Raw genomic sequence first — 21,316 nt, forward strand, 5'->3', positions numbered from 1 at the left:
CCTGTGTAGGGAACGATGCCTCCATCGTTCCAAAAAAGATAGAGATTCAAAACCACGGAACGGGGGGCGCCGATCACTACGGGATACTGTACACATTGGTAGGGGTGATTAAGGGTCTGCATGCTAAATAAACCATTGATAGAGGTAAAAAAGAGGTATTTCATCTTACAGAAAATTCATATATAATATAGTTATATGATGTCAGACAACATAAATGAAAGTAGGGAATATGATGATTGAAATACCGAATGGAGGGTGTACAAGGAGCATGGAAGTAGTAACCTTTGGTGAGACCATGGTGATGTTTAATCCCGATTCTACAGGGCCGCTCCGATATGTTCACAATTATAACAAGACCATTGCTGGCGCAGAATCCAATGTGGCGATTGCCTTGGCTAGATTGGGGCATCAGGTAGGATGGTTCTCCAAATTGGGAGATGATGAATTTGGAAGGTATATAAAATCTGTGATCATGGGAGAAGGGGTAGATGTGTCAAGGGTCGTCGTGGACGAATCCAGACAAACGGGACTTGTCTTTAAAGAAAGATTCGCCCATGTAAACCCAAATGTCTATTATTACAGAAAGCATTCTGCAGCTAGCAATATAAATATTGAAGATTTAGATATGGCATATATTCAATTGGCAAAAATTCTTCATATTACGGGTATTACACCAGCACTGTCAGATGTGAATAAAAAAACAGCATATCATATCATGGAAAAGGCGAAGGAGAAGGGGGTACTCATTTCCTTTGACCCCAACATACGATTAAAATTATGGCGTGCAGAAGAGGCCAGAACTACAATTCTCGACATGGCAAAACAGTCCGACATCATTTTCCCTGGAATTGATGAAGGGGAGCTCCTGTTGGGTATGGACGATTATCAAGAGATTACACATAGCTTTTTAGAAATGGGGAACAAACTTGTCGTGACAAAGCTGGGCAAGAAAGGCTGTTACGTAGCAAGCAAAGATGAGCAAGTCTATATTGAGGGTTATGTGGTAGAAAAACCAGAGGATACCGTAGGTGCTGGAGATGGATTCGCCGCAGGATTTTTGTCTGGATTGCTGCGAAATCTAAGTTTAAGAGAATGTGGGCAGTTGGCCAATGCAGTCGGTGCCATGGCCACATTGGTGAGAGGCGATATGGAAGGTTTTCCAACCATGTCCCAGGTAAAGAATTTTATGGGGATTGAGAAATATATAGACAGATAAAATCATAAGATGATATAAGAAAAGAACATGGCTTTATATGCCATGTTCTTTTCTTATGTCATCTATTCAGCGATTTGTATACCCGTTACCTTCATTGCCATCAGTACGGTTTGATAAAGGAAGGTTGTTAAAAAGATATTGGTTATTGCAGTAGGTAATACGATACCAAGGAACAATACTTCGAAAGGTGCAGGCAGTCCTACGATAAAGAGAGCGGAGGTCAAAAATATACTTCCGCTGATGATGGTACCTATGAAGGAAATGATGCCCCTGGCGATGGTTTGATTCTGGAATTTTTCTGACAATCGGATCATTCCAAAGACAAGGCAGCAGGTAATGAGTTTGTCAATGATATTTGGAATTTGACCGCCTGGAAAGGTTGTGGTCATAGCGGCAATCACCCCACCTAATAAGCCAGTAAGGATGGTATTTTTAAAATCTCTATTGATTAATAAGGACACAAAAATTACAGAAAGCATCACATCAAACTTCATACTACCGATGGTACCAGGTACAATTTGGCGAAGGATCACACCGATGGCGATCAGCAAAGCAGTTAAAATATTTTTTCTTAGATTTACATTCATGAGAATCTCTCCTTTTATTTTAATTTTTTCTTTGATCCAAAACCAGTCTGATTCTTCTGATGTTCATAGCATGCTGATCACCTCCTTCTTAACAATAAAAAAGCCCTTCATCCCTGTAAACACAGGGACGAAAGGCTTGCTTCCGCGGTACCACCCAAATTAGATAGAGCTACGCTATCTCACTTATCCAGATACGGAATATAAAATACTCGATATCCTGTTTCTATAACGGGAAACCCCCGGCTGCGGCTACTTCCTGTTCACCTTGCTTCTCCTAGGTCCATTCAACAAAGATCTAAATATCGGCTTCCACCAAACCCGACTCGCTGTAAGTAGATATTTTGCCTACTACTCCTATTCAAAGAATTTTCTGATTTTTAATTATTATTATGATAATACAGCTTAATACTAAAGTCAACAAAAAAATATTATTATTCTAAATAATGTGCCATTTGTATTAAATAATTCCTTATATTTGCAAGGATTCGATTCAAAATTTCCATTGACAGCTCAGCATGACCCATGCTAAAATCAATTATCAAATATTATAATTCCGATATGAATAGGGGGAATTGAAAGATGAAAAAAATTATACTCGTTGTTGCAGCCTTATTGATCCTAAGCTTAGGCCTTATGGGGTGCGGCTCAAATGTAAATAAGCAAGATAGTAACGCAAGTCCAGCACCTGATACTACTGCCAAAAGTGAAAGCCTATTGGATACGATTCAGGCTGAAGGTAAGATTCGTTTTGGTACAGAGGGGACCTATGCACCATTTACTTTCCATGACAGCACAGGGAAATTGACAGGATTCGATGTGGAAATTGCTGAAGAAATTGCCAAACGTTTGGGTGTAGAAGCTGAATTTATCGAGACCAAGTGGGATGGTATGTTTGCTGGTTTAGATGCAAAGAGATTTGATGCTATTGCCAACGAGGTTTCTATTCGTCCAGATCGTCTAGAGAAATATGATTTTTCCGATACGTATATCGTTTCTAAAGCAGTACTGATCGTGCAGGAAAGCAACAATGAAATGAAAGATTTTGCAGGTCTAAAGGGTAAAAAAGCCGCTCAATCTTTAACAAGTAACTTAGCAGATATTGCGAAAGCCAATGGTGCAGAAATTGTACAGATTGATGGGTTTAACCAAGCGATAGATCTATTGGCTGCAGGTCGTGTAGATGCTACGATTAATGATAGCTTATCCTTCTTGGATCTTAAAAAACAAAAACCTGAATTGCCGATTAAAGTAGTGGCAGAACAGCAGGATGCAGCTCAAATGGGTATCATGTTCAATAAAGGCAATGAAGAGTTGGTAGATGCAGTGAATAAGGCATTAGCAGAAATGAAAGCAGATGGCACGTATTTAAAAATATCAGAAAAATGGTTTGGTACAGACGTATCTAAATAAATGAAGGTGATAACATGTTTGATGACAGAACGGTGAGAATCATTCATATACTGCAAGACTCTTTTTTACCTCTTTTAAAGGCAGGTATAACGGTCACCGTTCCCCTTGCCATCATATCTTTTATACTGGGGCTCCTGCTTGCATTAGCCACAGCTTTGGCTCGCATTTCAGGTGTTAAAGTACTCGAGGGGATCGCCAGATTTTATGTATGGATTATCCGTGGGACCCCTTTGCTTGTACAGCTGTTTATTATCTTCTATGGGCTGCCCGCAGCAGGTATCATTATTGATGCATGGCCGGGGGCGATTATTGGATTCTCATTAAATGTGGGAGCCTATGCGTCGGAAACCATCCGTGCTGCCATTCTTTCAATACCAAAAGGACAGTGGGAAGCAGCATACTCTGTAGGCATGTCCTATACCCAAGTTCTTAGAAGAATCATTTTACCTCAGGCTGCCCGGGTATCTGTGCCGCCTTTGGCAAATTCCTTTATCAGTTTGGTCAAAGATACTTCTCTGGCAGCGGCTATTACCCTGACGGAAATGTTTCAGGTGGGGCAAAGAATTACGGCAGCAACCTATGAGCCCCTCTGGCTATATATAGAAGTTGCGTTTATATACCTCATGTTTTGTACAGTGCTATCTCGTCTGCAAAACTATTTGGAGGCAAAGCTAGGCAGGTATGTGATTAAATAATGGGGGATCAACTATGATTAAGATTAAGGAATTATATAAATCCTTTGGGGAAGCGCAGATCCTAAAAGGGATCAATTTAGAGGTTGCCAAGGGGGAAACTACGGTAATTATCGGGCCTTCTGGGTCCGGCAAAACAACCCTGCTTAGGTGCATTAACCTGCTAGAAATACCTACAAGCGGATTTGTTAGTGTTGCCTCGAAGGCATTAGCGTTTAAAGAAGGCGTTCAGCATACTCAAAAAGATATTATTGAATTACGTAAAAATACGGGTATGGTCTTCCAAGGCTTTCATCTGTTCCCCCATATGACTGTTTTAGAAAATGTGATGGAGGGGCAGATTACGGTTTTAAAGAGATCTAAAGATGCAGCGAGGGAGATGGCCCTAAGTTTATTGAACAAGGTGGGGCTTAAAGAAAAAAGCTTAGCCTACCCCTATCAGCTTTCGGGCGGACAGCAGCAGCGGGTAGCTATAGCTAGGGCTATGGCCATGGAGCCAGCAGTATTATTGTTTGATGAGCCCACCTCTGCTCTGGATCCTGAACTGGCTGTTGAGGTTTTAAAGGTAATGAAAGACTTGGCTCAGGAAGGAATGACCATGGTGGTGGTGACCCATAAAATGAGCTTTGCTCGAGATGTTGCCAATAAAGTAGTATTTGTGGACGGTGGTTTGATTTTAGAGGAAGGTTCTCCTGAGCAGATATTTTCAAATCCAAAGCATGAACGTACAAAGCTCTTTTTGAGCATGTTGGATGATTAAGATTGAAGTTTTCTATGAAAACTGTATCAAATGCTTAGGGGGATGTGTCATATCCTACACAAAGGTGGACGAAATAAGACACGTTATCGATAAAAAAGAGCATTCGTTTTTATAATTTTAGAGCGTTAGACTAGGGTTTTGGGGGAGAAAATGGAATAAATATTGCATTTTCTCCTCTTTGTTTATATCTAGGAAATTATGGTCTTCAATTTCCTAGATATGGGGTGTGCAGAGGGGATTTTTCCCTTTGCCGTATTCAGGAAGGTCCTCAGGAAGCTGCTTTGCAGCCGTCGAAGGAAATCTAGGGTTTCCTAGCGAAAACAAATTGCCGATAGGCAACTTTGTTTATAATAGAAGGATAGGGGCATCAGCCAAAAAAAGATAATCAAGTTTGGCATAAGTATTGCATAATAGGTACATAAGACATTTAAGGTTCCCCCTTAAACTGTCAAATTCTTGATAGCTAGTGGGCCCCCGCTAGCTATCGTCATAAAATACTAGAATTTGTTTGGAGGGAAAAAAGTGGAGAGATATGCGAAACAAGTTCTTTTTGATAAAATCGGGAAACATGGACAAGAAAAACTGCTGGCGTCTAAGGTTGTAATTATAGGATGTGGAGCCCTAGGAACTGTTATCGCCAATAATTTGGCCAGGACAGGTGTAGGATACATAAAAATCGTCGATCGAGATTATATAGAGTTGTCTAACCTTCAAAGGCAAATCTTATTTGATGAAGAGGACATGGCCAACAGCTTGCCCAAGGCCATTGCCGCCCAGAATAAACTGAGAAAAATAAATTCAGACATCGCCATCGATGGTGTCATTACAGATGTGAATCCTAAAAACATTATAGAAATTTGTAAAGGTATGGATTTGATTCTAGATGCTACGGATAATTTTAATATTCGCTATCTAATCAATGATGTATCTATAAAGTTGGATATTCCATGGATTTATGGTGGCGCCGTAGGGAGTATGGGGATGACTCATACGATTGTACCAGGTGTAACGCCATGCTTTCGATGTATTATGCCGGAGATACCCCCAGCTGGTGCTATTGATACATGTGATACAGTCGGTGTCCTAAACAGTATTATAAACATCGTTGCATCGTTTCAGACCACAGAAGCTATCAAGTTGTTGATCGGAGAAAAAGAGGAACTTGTAGGAGGAGTAAGATTTATAGATGTGTGGAATAATGATTTTGAAACCATAGAGAAGCGGAAGAAAGAAAATTGCTTGGCTTGCAGTCAAAATCAATTGGAGTTTTTAGATCATGAAGCGGAGGATGCTGTTTATCTATGTGGTAAGGATAGTGTACAGGTCAATCCAATGAATAAGGAGATTTCTGCTGATCGTTTGATCCAAAGACTAGAAGCATCAGATATAAATATAAAGAAGAATCAGTTCTATATTAAGTTCCAAGTGGAAGATGTGCAGGTCACACTTTTTTATGATGGAAGGGCTATTTTGAAAAATATCTCTGATGTGAACCAGGCCAAAAGTTTTTATGCAAGATATATAGGGTTATAGTCAATGAATGAACCTCTCAATCCTTCCTGGACCTTCATTGGAAGGGTTGAAAGGTAACAGGGGAAGGGAACAAGAAAAATATAAAATTGTTGTTGACAAAAATAGAAACCAAGGATAATATATAATTAAGATACCCAACGGGGGTATAGTATAAGTTCGAAACTTCAATTGTATAATGAAAAGGCTGAGCAAAAAGTCTATAGGGTAACTTATATTATGAGTGTTCAAAGGGAGTGTAAACGATGAGAACAGAAAATTTGAAAATCTTTGGGATGACCTGTGCCGCCTGTGCGAAAGCAGCTGAAAGAGCTGTGAGCAAGCTGGATGGCGTAGAGAAAGTAAATGTAAATTTTGCAACAGAAAAGATGAATGTAGAATTCAATGAATCTAAACTGTCCATGGAAGATATCAAGGCAGCTGTTGCTAAGGCTGGTTATGAAGCCAAGGAAGAGGAAGCAGCGAAGGAAGTAGCTATACCCGTGGCAGGGATGACCTGTGCCGCCTGTGCAAAGGCGGTTGAGAGAGCTGTAGGAAAGTTAGGCGGAGTGGAAAGTGTAGCAGTGAATTTTGCTACAGAGAAAGCCATCATAAAATATAATTCGAAAGATGTAAGACTCTCTGAAATAAAGCAGGCTATTACAAAGGCTGGATATACGCCTTTAGAGATCGAAAATAAGAATAGAGTGGATGAAGATAAAGAGAGAAAAGAAAAAGAAATCAAGACCCTATGGATAAAGTTTGTGGTGTCAGCAATATTCGCTATTCCCCTGCTGTACATCGCCATGGGCCCCATGGTTCCATGGTTGGGATGGAAGCTTCCAGCATGGTTAGATCCGATGAATTATCCACTCCTATATGGACTGGTTGAATTAGCCTTGGTAATACCGGTAATAATTGCCGGAAATAAGTTCTTTTCTGTAGGATTTAAAGCAATTGTTCGAAGAAGTCCTAACATGGATTCCTTAATTGCCATGGGTACATCAGCAGCATTCCTATACAGTCTATATTCCATCTATAGGATTTCGATTGGGGATTTTATGTATGTAGAGGATTTATACTTTGAAACCGCAGGAGTGATCATTACTCTGATTCTATTAGGTAAATACCTGGAGGCAGTTTCGAAGGGAAGAACCTCAGAGGCTATTAAGAAGCTGATGGGATTAGCGCCGAAAACAGCCATTGTGATCCAAGACGATAAAGAAATTGAAATTCCCATTGAAGAAGTGGATGTAGGAGATATTATTCTTGTAAAACCGGGAGCAAAAATCCCTGTGGATGGGGAAGTCATCGAGGGAAATACCACCATTGATGAGTCCATGCTGACAGGAGAAAGTATCCCAGTAGATAAAAAAGTAGGAGATAAGGTCATTGGTGCAAGTATTAATAAACATGGTTCCATTAAGTTTAAAGCAACAAAAGTAGGCAGTGATACGGCTTTGGCCCAGATTATTAAACTGGTAGAGGATGCCCAGGGTTCTAAAGCACCTATTGCTCAGATGGCAGATATCGTATCAGGTTACTTTGTACCAATTGTGTTCGTCATCGCCACCCTGTCTGCCCTTGCTTGGTATTTTAGTGGTGAAAGCACCGTATTCTCTCTAACTATATTTATCGCCGTACTGGTTATTGCATGCCCTTGTGCCCTAGGTTTAGCTACTCCTACTGCGATTATGGTAGGTACGGGGAAGGGTGCAGACTATGGGGTGCTGATTAAAGGCGGAGAAGCTTTAGAAACAACCCATAAAATACAAACCATCGTATTTGACAAGACAGGTACCATTACCGAAGGTAGACCGGAAGTAACGGATATCGTAACCACTGGAATTATTGAAAGAAACAAACTGCTTCAGATCGCTGCGTCAGCAGAAAAAGGCTCTGAGCATCCCTTGGGGGAAGCCATTGTCAGAGGGGCCGAGAAAGAAAATCTGGAGATATTGAAACTAGGAAAGTTCCTAGCAATTCCAGGTCATGGAATTGAGGTAGAGATTGAGGGACAGATAGTACTATTGGGAAATAGAAAGCTGATGATAGAGAGAAATATTGACTTGACACAGCTTGAAAATGATTCAGATCGACTGGCTTCTGAAGGAAAGACACCGATGTATATGGCCATGGGCAGCCAGTTGGCAGGTATCATTGCCGTAGCCGACGTAGTGAAGGAAAGCAGTGCAAAGGCCATTCAAAGGCTTCATGAGATGGGTATTGAAGTAGCGATGATTACTGGTGACAACAGAAGAACAGCGGAAGCCATTGCAAAACAAGTAGGTATCGATAGAGTATTGGCAGAGGTATTGCCTCAAGATAAAGCAAATGAAGTGAAAAAGCTTCAAGGAGAAGGTAAGAAGGTAGCCATGGTTGGAGATGGTATCAATGATGCACCGGCATTGGCCCAAGCAGATATCGGAATTGCCATTGGATCTGGTACTGATGTGGCCATGGAATCAGCAGATATCGTACTGATGAGAAGTGACTTGATGGATGTACCAACAGCTATACAGTTGAGCAAGAGCACCATAAGAAACATCAAACAAAACCTATTTTGGGCATTTGGTTATAATGTGGCAGGAATCCCATTGGCTGCTGGTCTACTCTATGCATTTGGAGGACCAAAGCTAAATCCAATCTTTGCTGCAGCGGCCATGTCTTTAAGTTCTGTATCCGTATTAACCAATGCTTTAAGATTAAAAAACTTTAAACCATATAAGTAGAAGCGAAAAAAGCAGGGGCGATTCACGAATAGCCCGGTATTTGTGATCAATGGGCGATTCGTGAATCGCCCCTACATCAATCTAACATATTCAACAAAATTAAAAAGTGATGGAGGTATTACGATGAAAGCAAAAAGAATGATTCTATTGGCAACAACATTGAGTGCGGCACTGGTATTCTCAGCATGTCAAGCAACAGATGTGGTAGGAAAGGTAGCTGTAACATCCTTTGAGCAAGTACTGAATACAGCATCTGACAAAGTTACCTTTGATGATGAAAAGAATAGTTGGTCATTAGAATCGCCTGCTGGAGATGAATTCAAATGGAGCAAGGATTTCAGCGCAACAGATGTCGATGGCATTGTTGAATTTGATGGAACGCCCTTTGTGAATGCGGGTCTCGATGTAACGAAGCTACCAGAAAATTATGTTTATGATGATGCCACTGGAAGATTATCGCTGAACTTTGAAATAGGTCAAGAAAAGTTTGATTATAGCGGAGATGCAACTGCATTAGATACATTCAAAAATATTGTTGAGAAGAAAAGAGATATTGTAGGTTACCATGAAGCCCTGGACCATTATGGAATTGCCCTAGGTAATGGAAATATGTTTGAATGGGCCAAGGATATGAGTAAAAATGATAAAGATATTGTTTTCGTCGTAAATCCTCAACCATTTATTGATGCGGGTGTAGATCCAGGAAAGGTAGAAGGATGGGCTTTTGCTAAGGTTGAAGTGAAAGATAAGGATGGGAAAGTAGAACAGGTAGATAAGTTTTTAAAACCTTTTGATTTGAAATAAGGTAAGTATGTATATTGGAATGATGTTTAGATGAGAAAGAATGGCCGATCATGCCATGGCGATGGTGTAAAGAAAAATGCTGTGGATGGAGAGTCACAATAAAAAATTGACCCCATAAATAATTTATAGATAAAGAAAAAAATCTTCCATTCCTAAGGAATTTCTATTGAAGGAATGGAAGATTTTTTTCTTTATCTAGGGAATTATGTTTTTCAATTTCCTAGATAAGGGGTGTGCAGAGGGGATTCCCCTTTGCCGTATTCAGGAAGGTCCTCAGGAACCTGCATCGCAGGCTTCGAAACCTAGGGTTTCCTAGCGAAAACAAATTGCCGATAGGCAACTTTGTTTTTTCAGAAATTAGGAAGATCCACCATTGACGATGAGATAAATCTATGCTAAACTAAAACCAAGTAAATTGATATGAATACAATGATTTGAGAGGTGATCTTCGTGCAGGATTTTAATTCACTATTTGATGTGTGGGCTAGCAGCTATGACGAGACAGTATACGGTGATGACAATGAATACAGTGAAGTATTTTTAGGATATGATAAGATATTAGATTATATATGCCAAGGGGTAAAAGACAGAGAGGGAACTGTCCTTGAAATTGGCGTAGGTACTGGAAACTTGACAAAATTACTTCACGAGCACGGTCTAAATGTGATTGGCATAGAACCTTCCCAAGAGATGAGAAAAATTGCCCAATCCAAGCTGCCTTCAGTGAAGATTTTGGATGGACACTTTCTATCCATACCAGTTGAGGACAAAGTAGATGCTATTGTTACCTCCTATGCATTTCACCATCTTACATTAGATGAAAAAAGAGAAGCGCTGAGGTACCTGGATGGGCTGTTGCATAAGAACGGTAAGATTATTATTGCTGATACCATGTTTGAATCAAAGGCATATAAAGAAAATCTTTTGGAATATGTAAAGGCTTGTGGTACACTAAACCTATTAAAGGATTTAAATTCAGAGTATTATGAGTATTTGGATGATTTGCGCCAATTACTGGGAGAAATGAATTATACCTATGAGACTGTGAAAATGAATAAATACGTGTGGATTATATCTGCAATCAAAGGAGGTCTTTTTATATGAAAAGTGTAGTCGTCGAGAGTTTTACCATGGACCATACAAAGGTAGAGGCGCCATTCGTAAGAAAGTGCGGTCGAATCGAAACACCTAACGGAGATGTAATCACCAAGTTTGATTTGAGATTTACGCAACCGAATAAGGAAGTCATGCCTACGGGTGCGGTTCATGCATTGGAGCATTTGATGGCAGGCTTTATAAGGGAAGAACTGGATCATGTGATAGACTTGTCGCCTATGGGTTGCAGAACAGGATTTTATCTGATCTTAATTGGAGATATTGAGGAAAGAACTGTGTTGAAGGCTTGGATGAATTCCCTTGAAAAGGTTCTGGAAGCGACAGAAATCCCTGCTGTAAATCCAATACAATGTGGCAACTATAGGGATATGTCTCTATTTGGTGCCCATGAATATGCGAGAGAAGTTGTAGAAAGATTAAAACAAAAATTAAACACTGGAGGCAATGGTCATGAAATTTAATTCTTTAGTTATTCATGGTGGTATTGATGGAGATAAGACTACGGGGGCAGTAACAGTGCCGATTTACCAAACATCTACCTATGCTCAGGAAGCAGTTGGAAAGCATAGTGGTTATGAGTATTCCCGTACAGGTAACCCAACAAGAGAGGCTGTAGAGAAGCTGATTGCAGACTTAGAAAACGGATACAGAGGTTTCGCCTTTGGATCAGGAATGGCAGCTATATCATCCATATTAATGATGTTCCAAGCAGGAGATCATATTATTTTTAGTGATGATGTTTATGGGGGAACGTTTCGGGTTGTGGATAAGGTATTTAAAAACTTTGGGCTGGAATATAGCTTTGTAGATACCAGTGAAAAAGCAAATATCATCCACCATATCGAAGATAATACCAAGGCGATCTATGTAGAAACGCCTACAAACCCCTTGATGAAGCTAACAGATATCCAGGAAGTTGCGAGGATTACAAAAGAGAGAGATTTACTACTTATCGTGGACAATACATTTATGAGTCCATATCTGCAGCGTCCATTAGATTTAGGGGCAGACATTGTCCTTCATAGTGCCACAAAATACTTGGGAGGACATAGTGATTTGGTGGCAGGGCTAGTGGTGGTAAAAGATGAAGAACTGGCTACTAAAATGCATTTTGTTCAGAATGCTGTAGGGGCTATTCTAGGGCCCTTTGACAGCTGGCTGCTGATGAAAGGGATTAAAACCCTTGCCATAAGGATGGAGCGTCATTGTGAGAATGCGAAAAAGGTAGCTCAATGGCTAAGTGAACAAACTTGGGTGAAAAAGATTTACTATCCAGGTCTAAGCACTCAGAAAATAACAGACAGTCTGAGGGAGCAAATGAAAGATTTTGGAGGCATGATCTCTTTTGAGGTTAATGATGAAGCCACTTTGAATAAAATACTATCTAATTTAAAGACAATTACACTGGCAGAGAGCTTAGGTGGGATCGAAAGTCTCATATCAGTGCCTGCCAAAATGACTCATGCATCGATTCCTGCGGAGATTCGAGCAAGATTAGGCGTCACAGATACTCTCATCAGATTATCTGTAGGCATAGAAGATGTGGAAGATATTATCAAAGATCTAGATGTTTCTGTAAAATAAGGGTGGTGTCTATCTTATGAATGTCTATAACAGTGTCCATGACTTAATTGGAAATACACCCATGATAAAAATAAATCATTTTGACATACCAGAAAGGGTAAATATCTTTGCTAAGCTGGAATTTTATAATCCAGGGGGCTCAGTAAAAGATCGTATCGGGAAATGGATGATTCAAAAAGCAGAGGAAGAGGGCTTGCTGAAAACCGGATACACAATTATCGAAGCTACAGCTGGGAACACAGGCATTGGCGTGGCTTTGGCGGCTATCAATAAAGGATATAAGGTGATCTTTGTGGTACCGGGTAAATTCTCCATAGAGAAGCAGATCATCATGAAGGCTTTAGGTGCTCAAATTATCAATACTCCAACAGAACAAGGCTTGGAAGGTGCCTTTAAAAAGGTTGAGGAACTGAAAAGTGAAATAGAGAATGTGTTTGTTGTAAATCAGTTTGCCAATATGCACAATCCTGAGGCCCATTATCTTTTTACTGGAAAAGAAATATATGAACAGATGGATGGGAAGATTGACTTGTTTGTATCAGGCGCAGGTTCTGGTGGTACCTTCTCGGGGGTAATGGCATATTTGAGAGAACAAAAACATCCTGTTCGAGGCATCCTTGCAGATCCGGTAGGCTCCATCATTGGTGGTGGTTCCTGCGGTGCCTATAAGATTGAAGGTATTGGAAATGATTTTGTTCCTAAAACTATGAATCTAGATTATGTAGATGAGGTAGAAAAGGTGACCGATGAAGAAGCTTTTCTGATGGTGAAAGAGCTGGCAGAGAAGGAAGGCTTGTTGGTTGGATCATCCTCAGGTGCTGCATTTGCGGCTGCCCTCCGTCAAGGGAAGAAGATCAAGGAAGGAAACATTGTCGTCGTATTTCCAGACAAGGCAGATCGCTATTTGAGTAAACAAATCTATAGTTTTGATTCAGTTGAAAATAGATGATATAGTGATGAATAAAATCGACAATGAATTTTCATTGTCGATTTTATATTTGGCATGAGTGTTGCTTAATAATATGAATATGGATTTATGTCATACGAAGATGATTAGGATAGGAAGAGGCAGGGGTTATAGAATAGAAGGGAAGTTGATTGATTATGATGCTGATCGGGATAATAATATTGATATTCATTGTTTATCTCATCTATTCAGGAAGTCCAAGGGAGTATAGACATAGCATAGGAAATAAAGATGCAAAATGCTACAGCTGCGGCCATGGTATCCAGGAGGATTTTATCTACTGTCCCCAATGCAGTATTCCACTGAAGGAAAAGTGTAAAGGCTGCGGCAAATATATAAATACCGATTGGAGAAGCTGTCCCTATTGCAACGACCAAAGACTTGGGTAGCTTCAAAGGGAAAGAATATCCACAAGAAAAAACTGTAGAAATATGGGTGAAATCCTACAACAGCTGTAGCATATGGTACAGTTGCATATAGAATGATTGCATAGATAAAGGGGTAAATATGGTATCATATTGGGGAAAGGATTTTTCTCAGATGTTCAAGGGGGTAACAAATGAATACCAGACAAAAGTATAAAGGGTTTATTGTTTTCAGCGTACTGATTATTACATTGCTTCACTATGTTACAGGGTCATCCATCTGGGGATTTCACGATTTTTACCGTAGGCTCTACTATATTCCCATCATCCTTGCAGCTTTTCAGTTTGGGTTGAGGGGTGCCATGTTGACAGCCCTTTCTATCATCGCCTTATATGCACCTCATCTATTAATATATTTTGGGCGAGTCAATATAGAGGTAATCAATCAGATGCTGGAAGCATCTATGTTCATCATCATAGGAATGATTACTGGTGCCCTGGTGGAGTCAGAGTCTAGGGTTAGGCGCTTGTTGGAAATTCAGATTACAAAGCTGACAGATCTCGAAAACTATACACAAAATATCCTGGATAGTATATTGAATGGTGTTGTAGCCATTGATAGAGAGATGAAAATTAGCTCTGTAAATAGGGAAGGTGCGAAGCTCCTACGCATAGAAGATCAACAGAACGCTACCTATATCTATGATTATTTTGAGGATGGAGAAGAAGTCAAGGAGCTGATCCTTAAAGCCATGGTTCAAGAGGACAATGTTTCGGCCTATGAGACCACAAGCTTAAAGGAGCATCCCGGGAAACAAACGATCCGGATTCATGGGTACCCCTTAAGAAATATATTGAATCGAGTCGCAGGAATGGTTATTATCTTAGAAGATATCACGGAGTTGAAGCGGCTGGAGGGGCAAATCAGAAGGGTGGATAAGCTATCGGCTGTTGGGGAGCTGGCCTCAGGAATTGCCCATGAGATACGGAATCCTCTAGGTATTATTAAAACAATTTCCCAAACAATCAATAAGGACATTGAGGATGAAGATATAAGGGAAGGATTAGAGATTATAGAGATTGAAATCAATCGTGCCAACAAGGTGATTCAGGAATTGCTGGATTTTGCAAAACCCAGTGTCTTCAACTACAAGAACCAAAGCATCGATCAACTCATAAAAGATGTGATTCGTATTACCAATAAATATGCTGAGCAGCATAGGGTAAGGATCCACTATAAAAGAGAAGAAGATGTATTTGTTTTTCTGGATGCTGATAAATTAAAGCAAGCCTTTGTCAATGTGATTCTTAATGCTATTCAGGCGATGAATGAGGGCGGAAACCTTTGTGTTGAACTACAGGATAAAGACTGTTGGGTAAAGATATCCTTTATTGATGAAGGAAAGGGAATTGAACAGGAACGATTAGAAAAGATATTTGAACCATTCTATACAACAAAAGAAAAGGGAACAGGGCTAGGATTGGCTATTGCCCATCGAATTATAGAAGAACATAAGGGATATATGGAAATTGAAAGCGAAATAGGTGCTGGTACAAGATTGGATATATTTATGCCCCGTCATCTGGAAGGAGGTCATGAGAAGGATGAAGAAAATACTGATTGCTGATGATGAAAAAAATATGATATGGGCCATGAAAAAAGCCCTTAAAGATGAAGGCTACAAAATTATAGCGGCTGGAGACGGCGTGGAAGCTTTGGCCCTCGTGCAGGAAGAGGAACCAGATATTGTATTGCTTGATCTGAGAATGCCTAAAAAGGATGGAATGGAGGCCCTGGCTGAAATCAAAAAAATAAATCCTAAGATACCTGTGATTATGCTTACTGCCCATGGCACCATGGAAAGCGCTATAGAGGCAATGAAATTGGGGGCCATCGACTATGTCTCTAAGCCTTTTGATCTGGAAGAATTGAAGATCGTTATTCAGAAGGCACTGAATATAGGCAGTATGCAGGATCAAATTGCGTTTTTAACGGAAGAATTAAACAAAAGTACAGGAAAAGTGATCATAGGCGAAAGTGAAAAAATCAAAAATGTACTGCACGTTGTCAGTCGTGTGGCCAATAGCAACGCCACAGTGCTAATTACTGGAGAGAGTGGTACAGGAAAGGAACTGATTGCCAATGCCATCCACTTCAACAGTCATCGTAAGGAGAAACCATATATTAAAGTAAACTGCGGTGCACTGCCAGAAGGCTTACTGGAAAGTGAATTGTTTGGTCACGAAAAAGGAGCTTTTACGGGTGCTATTTCCAGGAAACCCGGAAGATTTGAACTTGCCGATGGAGGAACACTGTTTCTAGATGAAGTTGGAGAACTTACGCCGAGCATCCAAGTAAAGCTATTAAGGGTATTGCAGGAAAAAGAGTTTGAGCGAGTTGGCGGCACAGCGACCTTAAAGGTGGATGTAAGGATTGTGGCAGCAACCAATAGAAATTTGAGCGAGATGGTGGCAAAAGGGACATTTAGGGAAGACTTATATTATCGTTTGAATGTCATTCCTATTGAGCTGCCGTCTCTGAGGGAAAGAAAAGAGGATATAGAAAGACTTGTTGAATATTTTACGGAGAAATATTGCGTAGATGCTGGAAGAGATAGATTGATTTTTGAGAAAGACGCCATGGAAGCATTGATCGATTATCAATGGAAGGGTAATATTCGGGAACTGGAAAATGTAATAGAAAGAATTGTTATTCTCAATCATGGTGAAACGGTGGGCAAAGAAGCTTTGCCCAAGGAGATATTCTTTTATAGCAACGAGTCTGTTCCTTTTATATTGCCAGAAGAGGGAATTGACTTAGATGCTGTAGAGAAAAGTATGATTGAGCAGGCATTAAAGCGAACGGAGAATAATCAGACTCAAGCTGCTAAGTTATTGGGAATCACTCGGCATACCCTGATGTATCGCATGGAGAAGCATAATCTAAAGTAAGTATCATTACAAGGGGGTGAACAAAATACACGGCATGATAAAAGGCACGCTGATTGTGATCGGTACACTATCCATCGTTTTAGGGGTTGTAGGGATATTTCTTCCCTTATTGCCAACCACGCCATTTCTTCTCCTTGGCTCGGCATGCTATATACGGAGTTCTGAAAAACTTTATAAATGGCTCATAGAGCATAAGAAGTTTGGTATATATATTAGAAACTATCAGGAAAAAAGAGGCATCCCTTTAAAAATTAAGATTTTTTCCATTGGTTCCCTTTGGCTATCCATAGGATATTCCGCTCTGTTTATTGTTTCTTCCATCATGATCAAGCTGCTATTATTTACGATTGCTGTAGGGGTTACAATTCATATTTTATCGTTAAAAACTTTGAAATAAGTGAAAATATGAATACATACCACTTTGAACAGATATTATTTAATGAAAGAAGGAGATGAAGTAAGTGAAAAAGATTTATATTATTCATGAAAACAATGAGTGGACAGCACCTTTGAAGGGAAAGCTAGAGGAATTAAACCTTCCCTATGAGGATTGGTTTTTAGATAAGGGGGTATTAGATTTATCTGAAGAACCGCCAGAAGGGGTATTCTACAATCGTATGAGTGCATCTTCCCATACAAGGGACCATCGCTTCGCAGCGGAATATACTGGGACGCTCCTTGCCTGGCTAGAACGATATGGAAGAAAAGTCATCAATACAGGCCGTGCTTTGCAGTTAGAAATTAGCAAGGTAGCTCAATATACCGCATTGAATGCCCAAGGCATTCGTACACCACAGACAATCGTTGCAGTGGGAAAAGAAGAGATTGTGGAGGCTGCTAAAAAATTTGACAGGCCTTTTATCACAAAGCACAACCGAGGTGGGAAAGGCCTTGGGGTCCAGTTGTTTCAAAATATAGAGGCATTGAAAGCCTATGTGAACGGGCCTGGTTTTGATGAGCCTATTGATGGTATTACATTGATACAGGAATACATTCAGCCTGAGGAACCTTTTATTACCCGTTGTGAGTTTATTGGCAGGAAATTCTTATATGCTGTTCGTGTAGATACTTCCCAAGGATTCCAATTGTGTCCTGCTGATGCTTGTCAGATCGGCGATGCTTTCTGCCCGGTGGGAGAGATCGAAAAGCCGAAGTTTCAGATTATCGAAGGCTTTGCCAATCCAATTCTTGAAAAATATGAGCGCTTCCTCGAGGCAAACAAAATTCACATCGCAGGGATCGAATTTATCATGGATCGAAATGGAGAAATTTTTACCTATGATGTGAACACCAATACCAATTATAATTCCGATGCAGAAGCTATCGCTGGATTATCAGGAATGGGTGCCATTGCCAAGTACCTTGGAGAAGAACTGCAGAAGCTGTAAATTGATTGAATTTAAAAAATAGGAAGATTGGCTTATAAGCCAGTCTTCCTATTTTTTACGCTTCACAAATTACTTTTCTTTGCATCACAAATTCATCACATTTAGGAAATATAATACAGTTATGTATAAATATAAGAGGTTGTAAAGGAGGTAATCGTAGTTGTTAAAAAAAATATATTCCAGCAGATTTCTCAAAATAGCGTTGTTATTTGCAATCATTGGCGGAGTGGGCTTTACTGGTTATAAGATGACAAATAAGAGCAAAACAGCATCCAACGTGACGGTGACGACCAAAGAAGAAGCTGTAACAAGGGGAGATATCACCATAGGGTTCACAGGGGACGGTGAAGCGGAAATTCCCGTGATAAATCTTGATTTTTCATTGAGTGGTAAAATCAAAGAAGTTCATGTGAAAAATGGAGAACAGATTCAAGAGGGTCAGATTCTTGCAAAACTTGATGATACAGAATACCAAAATAAGCTAAGAACAGCGGAACTCAGTTATAATAAAGCGGTGGCTACATTGGAGCAAAAAGAGGAAAATGCGCGGCTTAACTTAATCAGTGCGAAACAAAAATTAGATGAATTAAAGCGGCAAATAAAGCAAATTGAAACGGAATATCTGCCCATGCTGGAGTTACAGGACTATTATTCACCCCAGGAAGTTGCGTTAAAAAAAATATCCTATGAGAATGCGCAAGCTGCATATGATGTGCAGTTAGAGCAGTACAATGCTTTGCTAAGCTCTAACAAAGACATAGAATTGGAAAAGGTAAATGTAGAAAGCGCCTTGATTAATTTAGAAATGGCTAAGAATGATTTGGAAGACACCATCTTAAAATCTCCTGTCAGTGCAACGGTTCTCAATGTATCCTACAAAGCCGGAGAAAGTTTCTCACCGCCAAGTACTTCAGGAAAGGCCACTGCCGATACCTCTCATTTTATGGTAGTATCCGATGCAGATAAAGTCGAAGTGGTGGTGCCAGTTTCAGAGACGGATCTATCAAAAGTGGCGATTGGTCAAACGATAGAGGTTGCCTTTGAAGCCCATCCAGGCGAAAACTATGTAGGGAAGGTTACAGGTATCAATGCACTGCCAATGATTGATTCAAGCGGTTTGGTGACCTATGATGTAAGAATTGAATTGGATGGCAGCATGGGCAAGATCAGATCAGGAATGACTTGTACCGTGTCCTTTATTCTTAGACAAGAAAAAAATGTACTGATTATCCCTAATAAGGCTGTAAGCATGGTAGATGGAAAACAAGTTGTGAAAGTAAAGGATAAGGATGGAAATCTTCAAACAAAGAATATCAAGACTGGATTGACCGATGGAAAGTATGTAGCAGTGACAGAGGGCCTTGAAGTGGGAGAAACTGTGGTCATTGAGACTATAAAATAAGAGTAGGTGTGATGATATGAGTTTGATCGAAATCTTAAGATCTATTTTTATCAATATTCGAGGAAACAAGGCCAAAGTATTTCTTACGACTTTAGGAATTATTGTAGGTACACTGACAGTCGTGCTGGTTCTTTCGATTGGAAAGGGAAGTCAGGCCAGTGTGGAGGAACAATTCAAAAGCTTGAATGTAGGAACGATCCAGATTATGGCGGGATTCGGAAGAAATACAACGGTAAAGCTTAGCGCAGATGAAATGATAGCTATTCAAGAAGAGGCTCCTTCGATTAAGAAAGTATCTATGGTGATTAATGATCGGGGAACGATTAGTTATTACAGTACGTCTACAACTGCCTCAGTGGCGGGTGTAACAGAGGAACTTAAGGAAATTAACAACTTAGCCATGGCGTATGGAAACTTTATCAATGAGGAGCACAACGAGGATACTGAGAAGGTGGCCGTGATTGGTCATGATATCGCTGAATTGTTTTTTGAAGAAGATATATCTGAAGCTGTAGGGGAGAAGATCACAATTAATGGTAAACGATATGAGGTGATCGGTGTCTTAAAGCAGATGGGGGATTCTTCCATGAGAGGTTTTAACCCTGATGAAGGAATTTTTATACCCTATAGTGTGGCTGAAAAATATATCACAGGCAGAATGGCCCGGCCTACGATTCTTGCCTTAGCGCAGGACATTGATCATGTTTCTTCGGCAATCGAAGAGATCAATAGCATTTTGCAGAGTAAATTCAGAGACAAAAGTGATCAGTTTATGATTGTAGACGCAGGAAGCAGACTGCAATCGGCAAAGGATTCAGCTAAAACAATGACTTTGATGCTTTTGTCTGTGGCAACTGTGGTCTTGATGGTTGGTGGTATCGGCATCATGAACGTACTATTTGTTTCTGTCAAGGAAAGAACCAAGGAAATTGGAATTTTGAAGGCGATTGGAGCACGAAGGAAAGATATATTGCTCATATTTTTACTGGAAGCCATTATCGTTAGCGCTGCTGGAGGAATCATTGGCATTCTTGGGAGCATGCTAGTCATGCCCGCGCTAAACTACTTTCAGGTTCGTGCCATTCCGTCCTTTGATAGTTATTTATTAGCTTTTGGATTCTCTGTAGGAATTGGTACATTCTTTGGATATTACCCTGCTGCAAAGGCAGCGGCGTTAAAGCCAATTGAAGCATTAAATTATGAATAGGAGGCATTATACATATGGCAAAATATAAATTAATAATAGCTGTGATCACTACAGCATTACTACTGACCGCTTGTGGAAATTCTCAGCCCCAGGTAGCAGCTGGGACAACTGGGCAAGGAAGTCAGAAAAGTGAACAAACTGCTGGGAGCAATAGCGAAGAAAACAAGAATAATGCTGGCCAAAATCAGGGGAGAGTACAAGAACGACCTGATGTTTATGGAAGAGTCAAAAGCATTATTGGAAATGAAGTTGTATTAGAACTGGCTGAAATGCCTGAAAGAAGAAGCGGTCAAAACGGCACTGGCCAAGGCGGTACTGGGCAAAATAGCGGAAGTGCTCCAGCAGGAAATCAAGGTGGGCAAATGCCTCCTGCTGGGAATGGACAAATGGGTCAAGTACAAAGGTCAGGGATGCAAAGGGAAATTAAGCTGACAGGAGAAACCCTGACGTTATTAATCCCTGTAGGTGTACCTGTCAACTCTTTCGGACAAGGCGGAATGAAGCAACTAGATATCGCGGATATTTATGAGGGAATGATGATGCAAATATGGTATGATAAAAAAGATGAGGCAAGCAAGACGATCATCCGTGTGATGGTTATGCAAGGAAGGTAGTCCTATGGATA

20 protein-coding genes and 1 other annotated feature are annotated in these 21,316 nt (G+C 40.2%); of the genes, 19 read left to right on the forward strand and 1 reads right to left on the reverse strand.

What is annotated here, in order from left to right; all coding sequences use genetic code 11:
• The first annotated feature begins 232 nt into the window (after window positions 1-232).
• Entirely contained in the window at window positions 233-1,216 is a 984-nt protein-coding gene (locus tag HNQ80_RS06330; protein ID WP_330602771.1) for a sugar kinase, read from the forward strand.
• A gap of 62 nt (window positions 1,217-1,278) precedes the next feature.
• Here HNQ80_RS06330 and HNQ80_RS06335 read toward each other — a convergent pair whose 3' ends face one another.
• Window positions 1,279-1,803, reverse strand: a complete 525-nt coding sequence (locus HNQ80_RS06335) for a tryptophan transporter (RefSeq protein ID WP_184309302.1) — start codon at window positions 1,801-1,803, stop codon at window positions 1,279-1,281.
• Window positions 1,804-1,923: 120 nt separating this feature from the next.
• Window positions 1,924-2,174: a binding site (T-box leader), on the reverse strand.
• 208 nt (window positions 2,175-2,382) lie between these two features.
• Between HNQ80_RS06335 and HNQ80_RS06340 the strand changes: the two genes are divergently transcribed.
• From HNQ80_RS06340 to HNQ80_RS06425, 18 genes are all read left to right on the forward strand, one after another.
• A complete protein-coding gene (locus HNQ80_RS06340) occupies window positions 2,383-3,213 on the forward strand; it encodes an amino acid ABC transporter substrate-binding protein (protein WP_184309304.1) in 831 nt (276 codons plus the stop codon).
• 14 nt (window positions 3,214-3,227) lie between these two features.
• On the forward strand, window positions 3,228-3,908 hold the full coding sequence (locus tag HNQ80_RS06345) for an amino acid ABC transporter permease (protein ID WP_184309306.1): 681 nt from the start codon (window positions 3,228-3,230) through the stop codon (window positions 3,906-3,908).
• Window positions 3,909-3,921: 13 nt separating this feature from the next.
• The gene (locus tag HNQ80_RS06350) at window positions 3,922-4,665 is read left to right on the forward strand and encodes an amino acid ABC transporter ATP-binding protein (RefSeq protein WP_184309308.1); all 744 of its coding nucleotides are present in this window, start codon (window positions 3,922-3,924) and stop codon (window positions 4,663-4,665) included.
• A 522-nt stretch (window positions 4,666-5,187) separates the two neighbouring features.
• Window positions 5,188-6,198, forward strand: a complete 1,011-nt coding sequence (locus HNQ80_RS06355; protein WP_184309310.1) for a ThiF family adenylyltransferase — start codon at window positions 5,188-5,190, stop codon at window positions 6,196-6,198.
• 242 nt (window positions 6,199-6,440) lie between these two features.
• On the forward strand, window positions 6,441-8,906 hold the full coding sequence (locus tag HNQ80_RS06360; RefSeq protein WP_184309312.1) for a heavy metal translocating P-type ATPase: 2,466 nt from the start codon (window positions 6,441-6,443) through the stop codon (window positions 8,904-8,906).
• A gap of 123 nt (window positions 8,907-9,029) precedes the next feature.
• On the forward strand, window positions 9,030-9,710 hold the full coding sequence (locus tag HNQ80_RS06365) for a hypothetical protein (RefSeq protein WP_207726884.1): 681 nt from the start codon (window positions 9,030-9,032) through the stop codon (window positions 9,708-9,710).
• A 450-nt stretch (window positions 9,711-10,160) separates the two neighbouring features.
• Entirely contained in the window at window positions 10,161-10,814 is a 654-nt protein-coding gene (locus tag HNQ80_RS06370; RefSeq protein ID WP_184309314.1) for a class I SAM-dependent methyltransferase, read from the forward strand.
• Window positions 10,811-11,287 (forward strand): S-ribosylhomocysteine lyase, encoded by a 477-nt coding sequence (locus HNQ80_RS06375; protein ID WP_184309316.1) that lies wholly within the window; start codon window positions 10,811-10,813, stop codon window positions 11,285-11,287. Before HNQ80_RS06370 ends, HNQ80_RS06375 begins: the two co-directional genes overlap by 4 nt.
• Window positions 11,277-12,410 (forward strand): bifunctional cystathionine gamma-lyase/homocysteine desulfhydrase, encoded by a 1,134-nt coding sequence (locus tag HNQ80_RS06380; RefSeq protein WP_184309318.1) that lies wholly within the window; start codon window positions 11,277-11,279, stop codon window positions 12,408-12,410. The genes HNQ80_RS06375 and HNQ80_RS06380 overlap by 11 nt, the downstream gene beginning before the upstream one ends.
• 16 nt (window positions 12,411-12,426) lie before the next feature.
• On the forward strand, window positions 12,427-13,359 hold the full coding sequence (locus tag HNQ80_RS06385; RefSeq protein WP_184309320.1) for a PLP-dependent cysteine synthase family protein: 933 nt from the start codon (window positions 12,427-12,429) through the stop codon (window positions 13,357-13,359).
• A 155-nt stretch (window positions 13,360-13,514) separates the two neighbouring features.
• Entirely contained in the window at window positions 13,515-13,766 is a 252-nt protein-coding gene (locus HNQ80_RS06390) for a zinc ribbon domain-containing protein (RefSeq protein ID WP_207726885.1), read from the forward strand.
• A 170-nt stretch (window positions 13,767-13,936) separates the two neighbouring features.
• A complete protein-coding gene (locus HNQ80_RS06395; protein ID WP_184309324.1) occupies window positions 13,937-15,370 on the forward strand; it encodes an ATP-binding protein in 1,434 nt (477 codons plus the stop codon).
• Complete coding sequence (locus HNQ80_RS06400) at window positions 15,348-16,694, forward strand: sigma-54-dependent transcriptional regulator (RefSeq protein ID WP_184309326.1); 1,347 nt, start codon at window positions 15,348-15,350, stop codon at window positions 16,692-16,694. The genes HNQ80_RS06395 and HNQ80_RS06400 overlap by 23 nt, the downstream gene beginning before the upstream one ends.
• 16 nt (window positions 16,695-16,710) lie before the next feature.
• The gene (locus tag HNQ80_RS06405; RefSeq protein ID WP_330602772.1) at window positions 16,711-17,091 is read left to right on the forward strand and encodes a YbaN family protein; all 381 of its coding nucleotides are present in this window, start codon (window positions 16,711-16,713) and stop codon (window positions 17,089-17,091) included.
• A gap of 64 nt (window positions 17,092-17,155) precedes the next feature.
• Complete coding sequence (locus HNQ80_RS06410) at window positions 17,156-18,082, forward strand: ATP-grasp domain-containing protein (RefSeq protein WP_184309328.1); 927 nt, start codon at window positions 17,156-17,158, stop codon at window positions 18,080-18,082.
• Between the two features lie 160 nt (window positions 18,083-18,242).
• The gene (locus tag HNQ80_RS06415; protein WP_184309330.1) at window positions 18,243-19,484 is read left to right on the forward strand and encodes an efflux RND transporter periplasmic adaptor subunit; all 1,242 of its coding nucleotides are present in this window, start codon (window positions 18,243-18,245) and stop codon (window positions 19,482-19,484) included.
• Window positions 19,485-19,500: 16 nt separating this feature from the next.
• Window positions 19,501-20,691 carry an ABC transporter permease gene (locus HNQ80_RS06420; protein WP_184309332.1) on the forward strand — a complete coding sequence of 397 codons (1,191 nt, stop codon included), beginning with the start codon at window positions 19,501-19,503 and terminating at the stop codon, window positions 20,689-20,691.
• A 14-nt stretch (window positions 20,692-20,705) separates the two neighbouring features.
• Window positions 20,706-21,305, forward strand: coding sequence for a hypothetical protein (locus HNQ80_RS06425; protein WP_184309334.1), 600 nt, complete (start codon window positions 20,706-20,708; stop codon window positions 21,303-21,305).
• Window positions 21,306-21,316 lie beyond the last annotated feature (11 nt).

Origin of the sequence: Anaerosolibacter carboniphilus, from assembly GCF_014205875.1 — a bacterium.
In the GTDB taxonomy this organism is placed as follows: Bacteria; Bacillota; Clostridia; order Peptostreptococcales; family Thermotaleaceae; genus Anaerosolibacter; species Anaerosolibacter carboniphilus.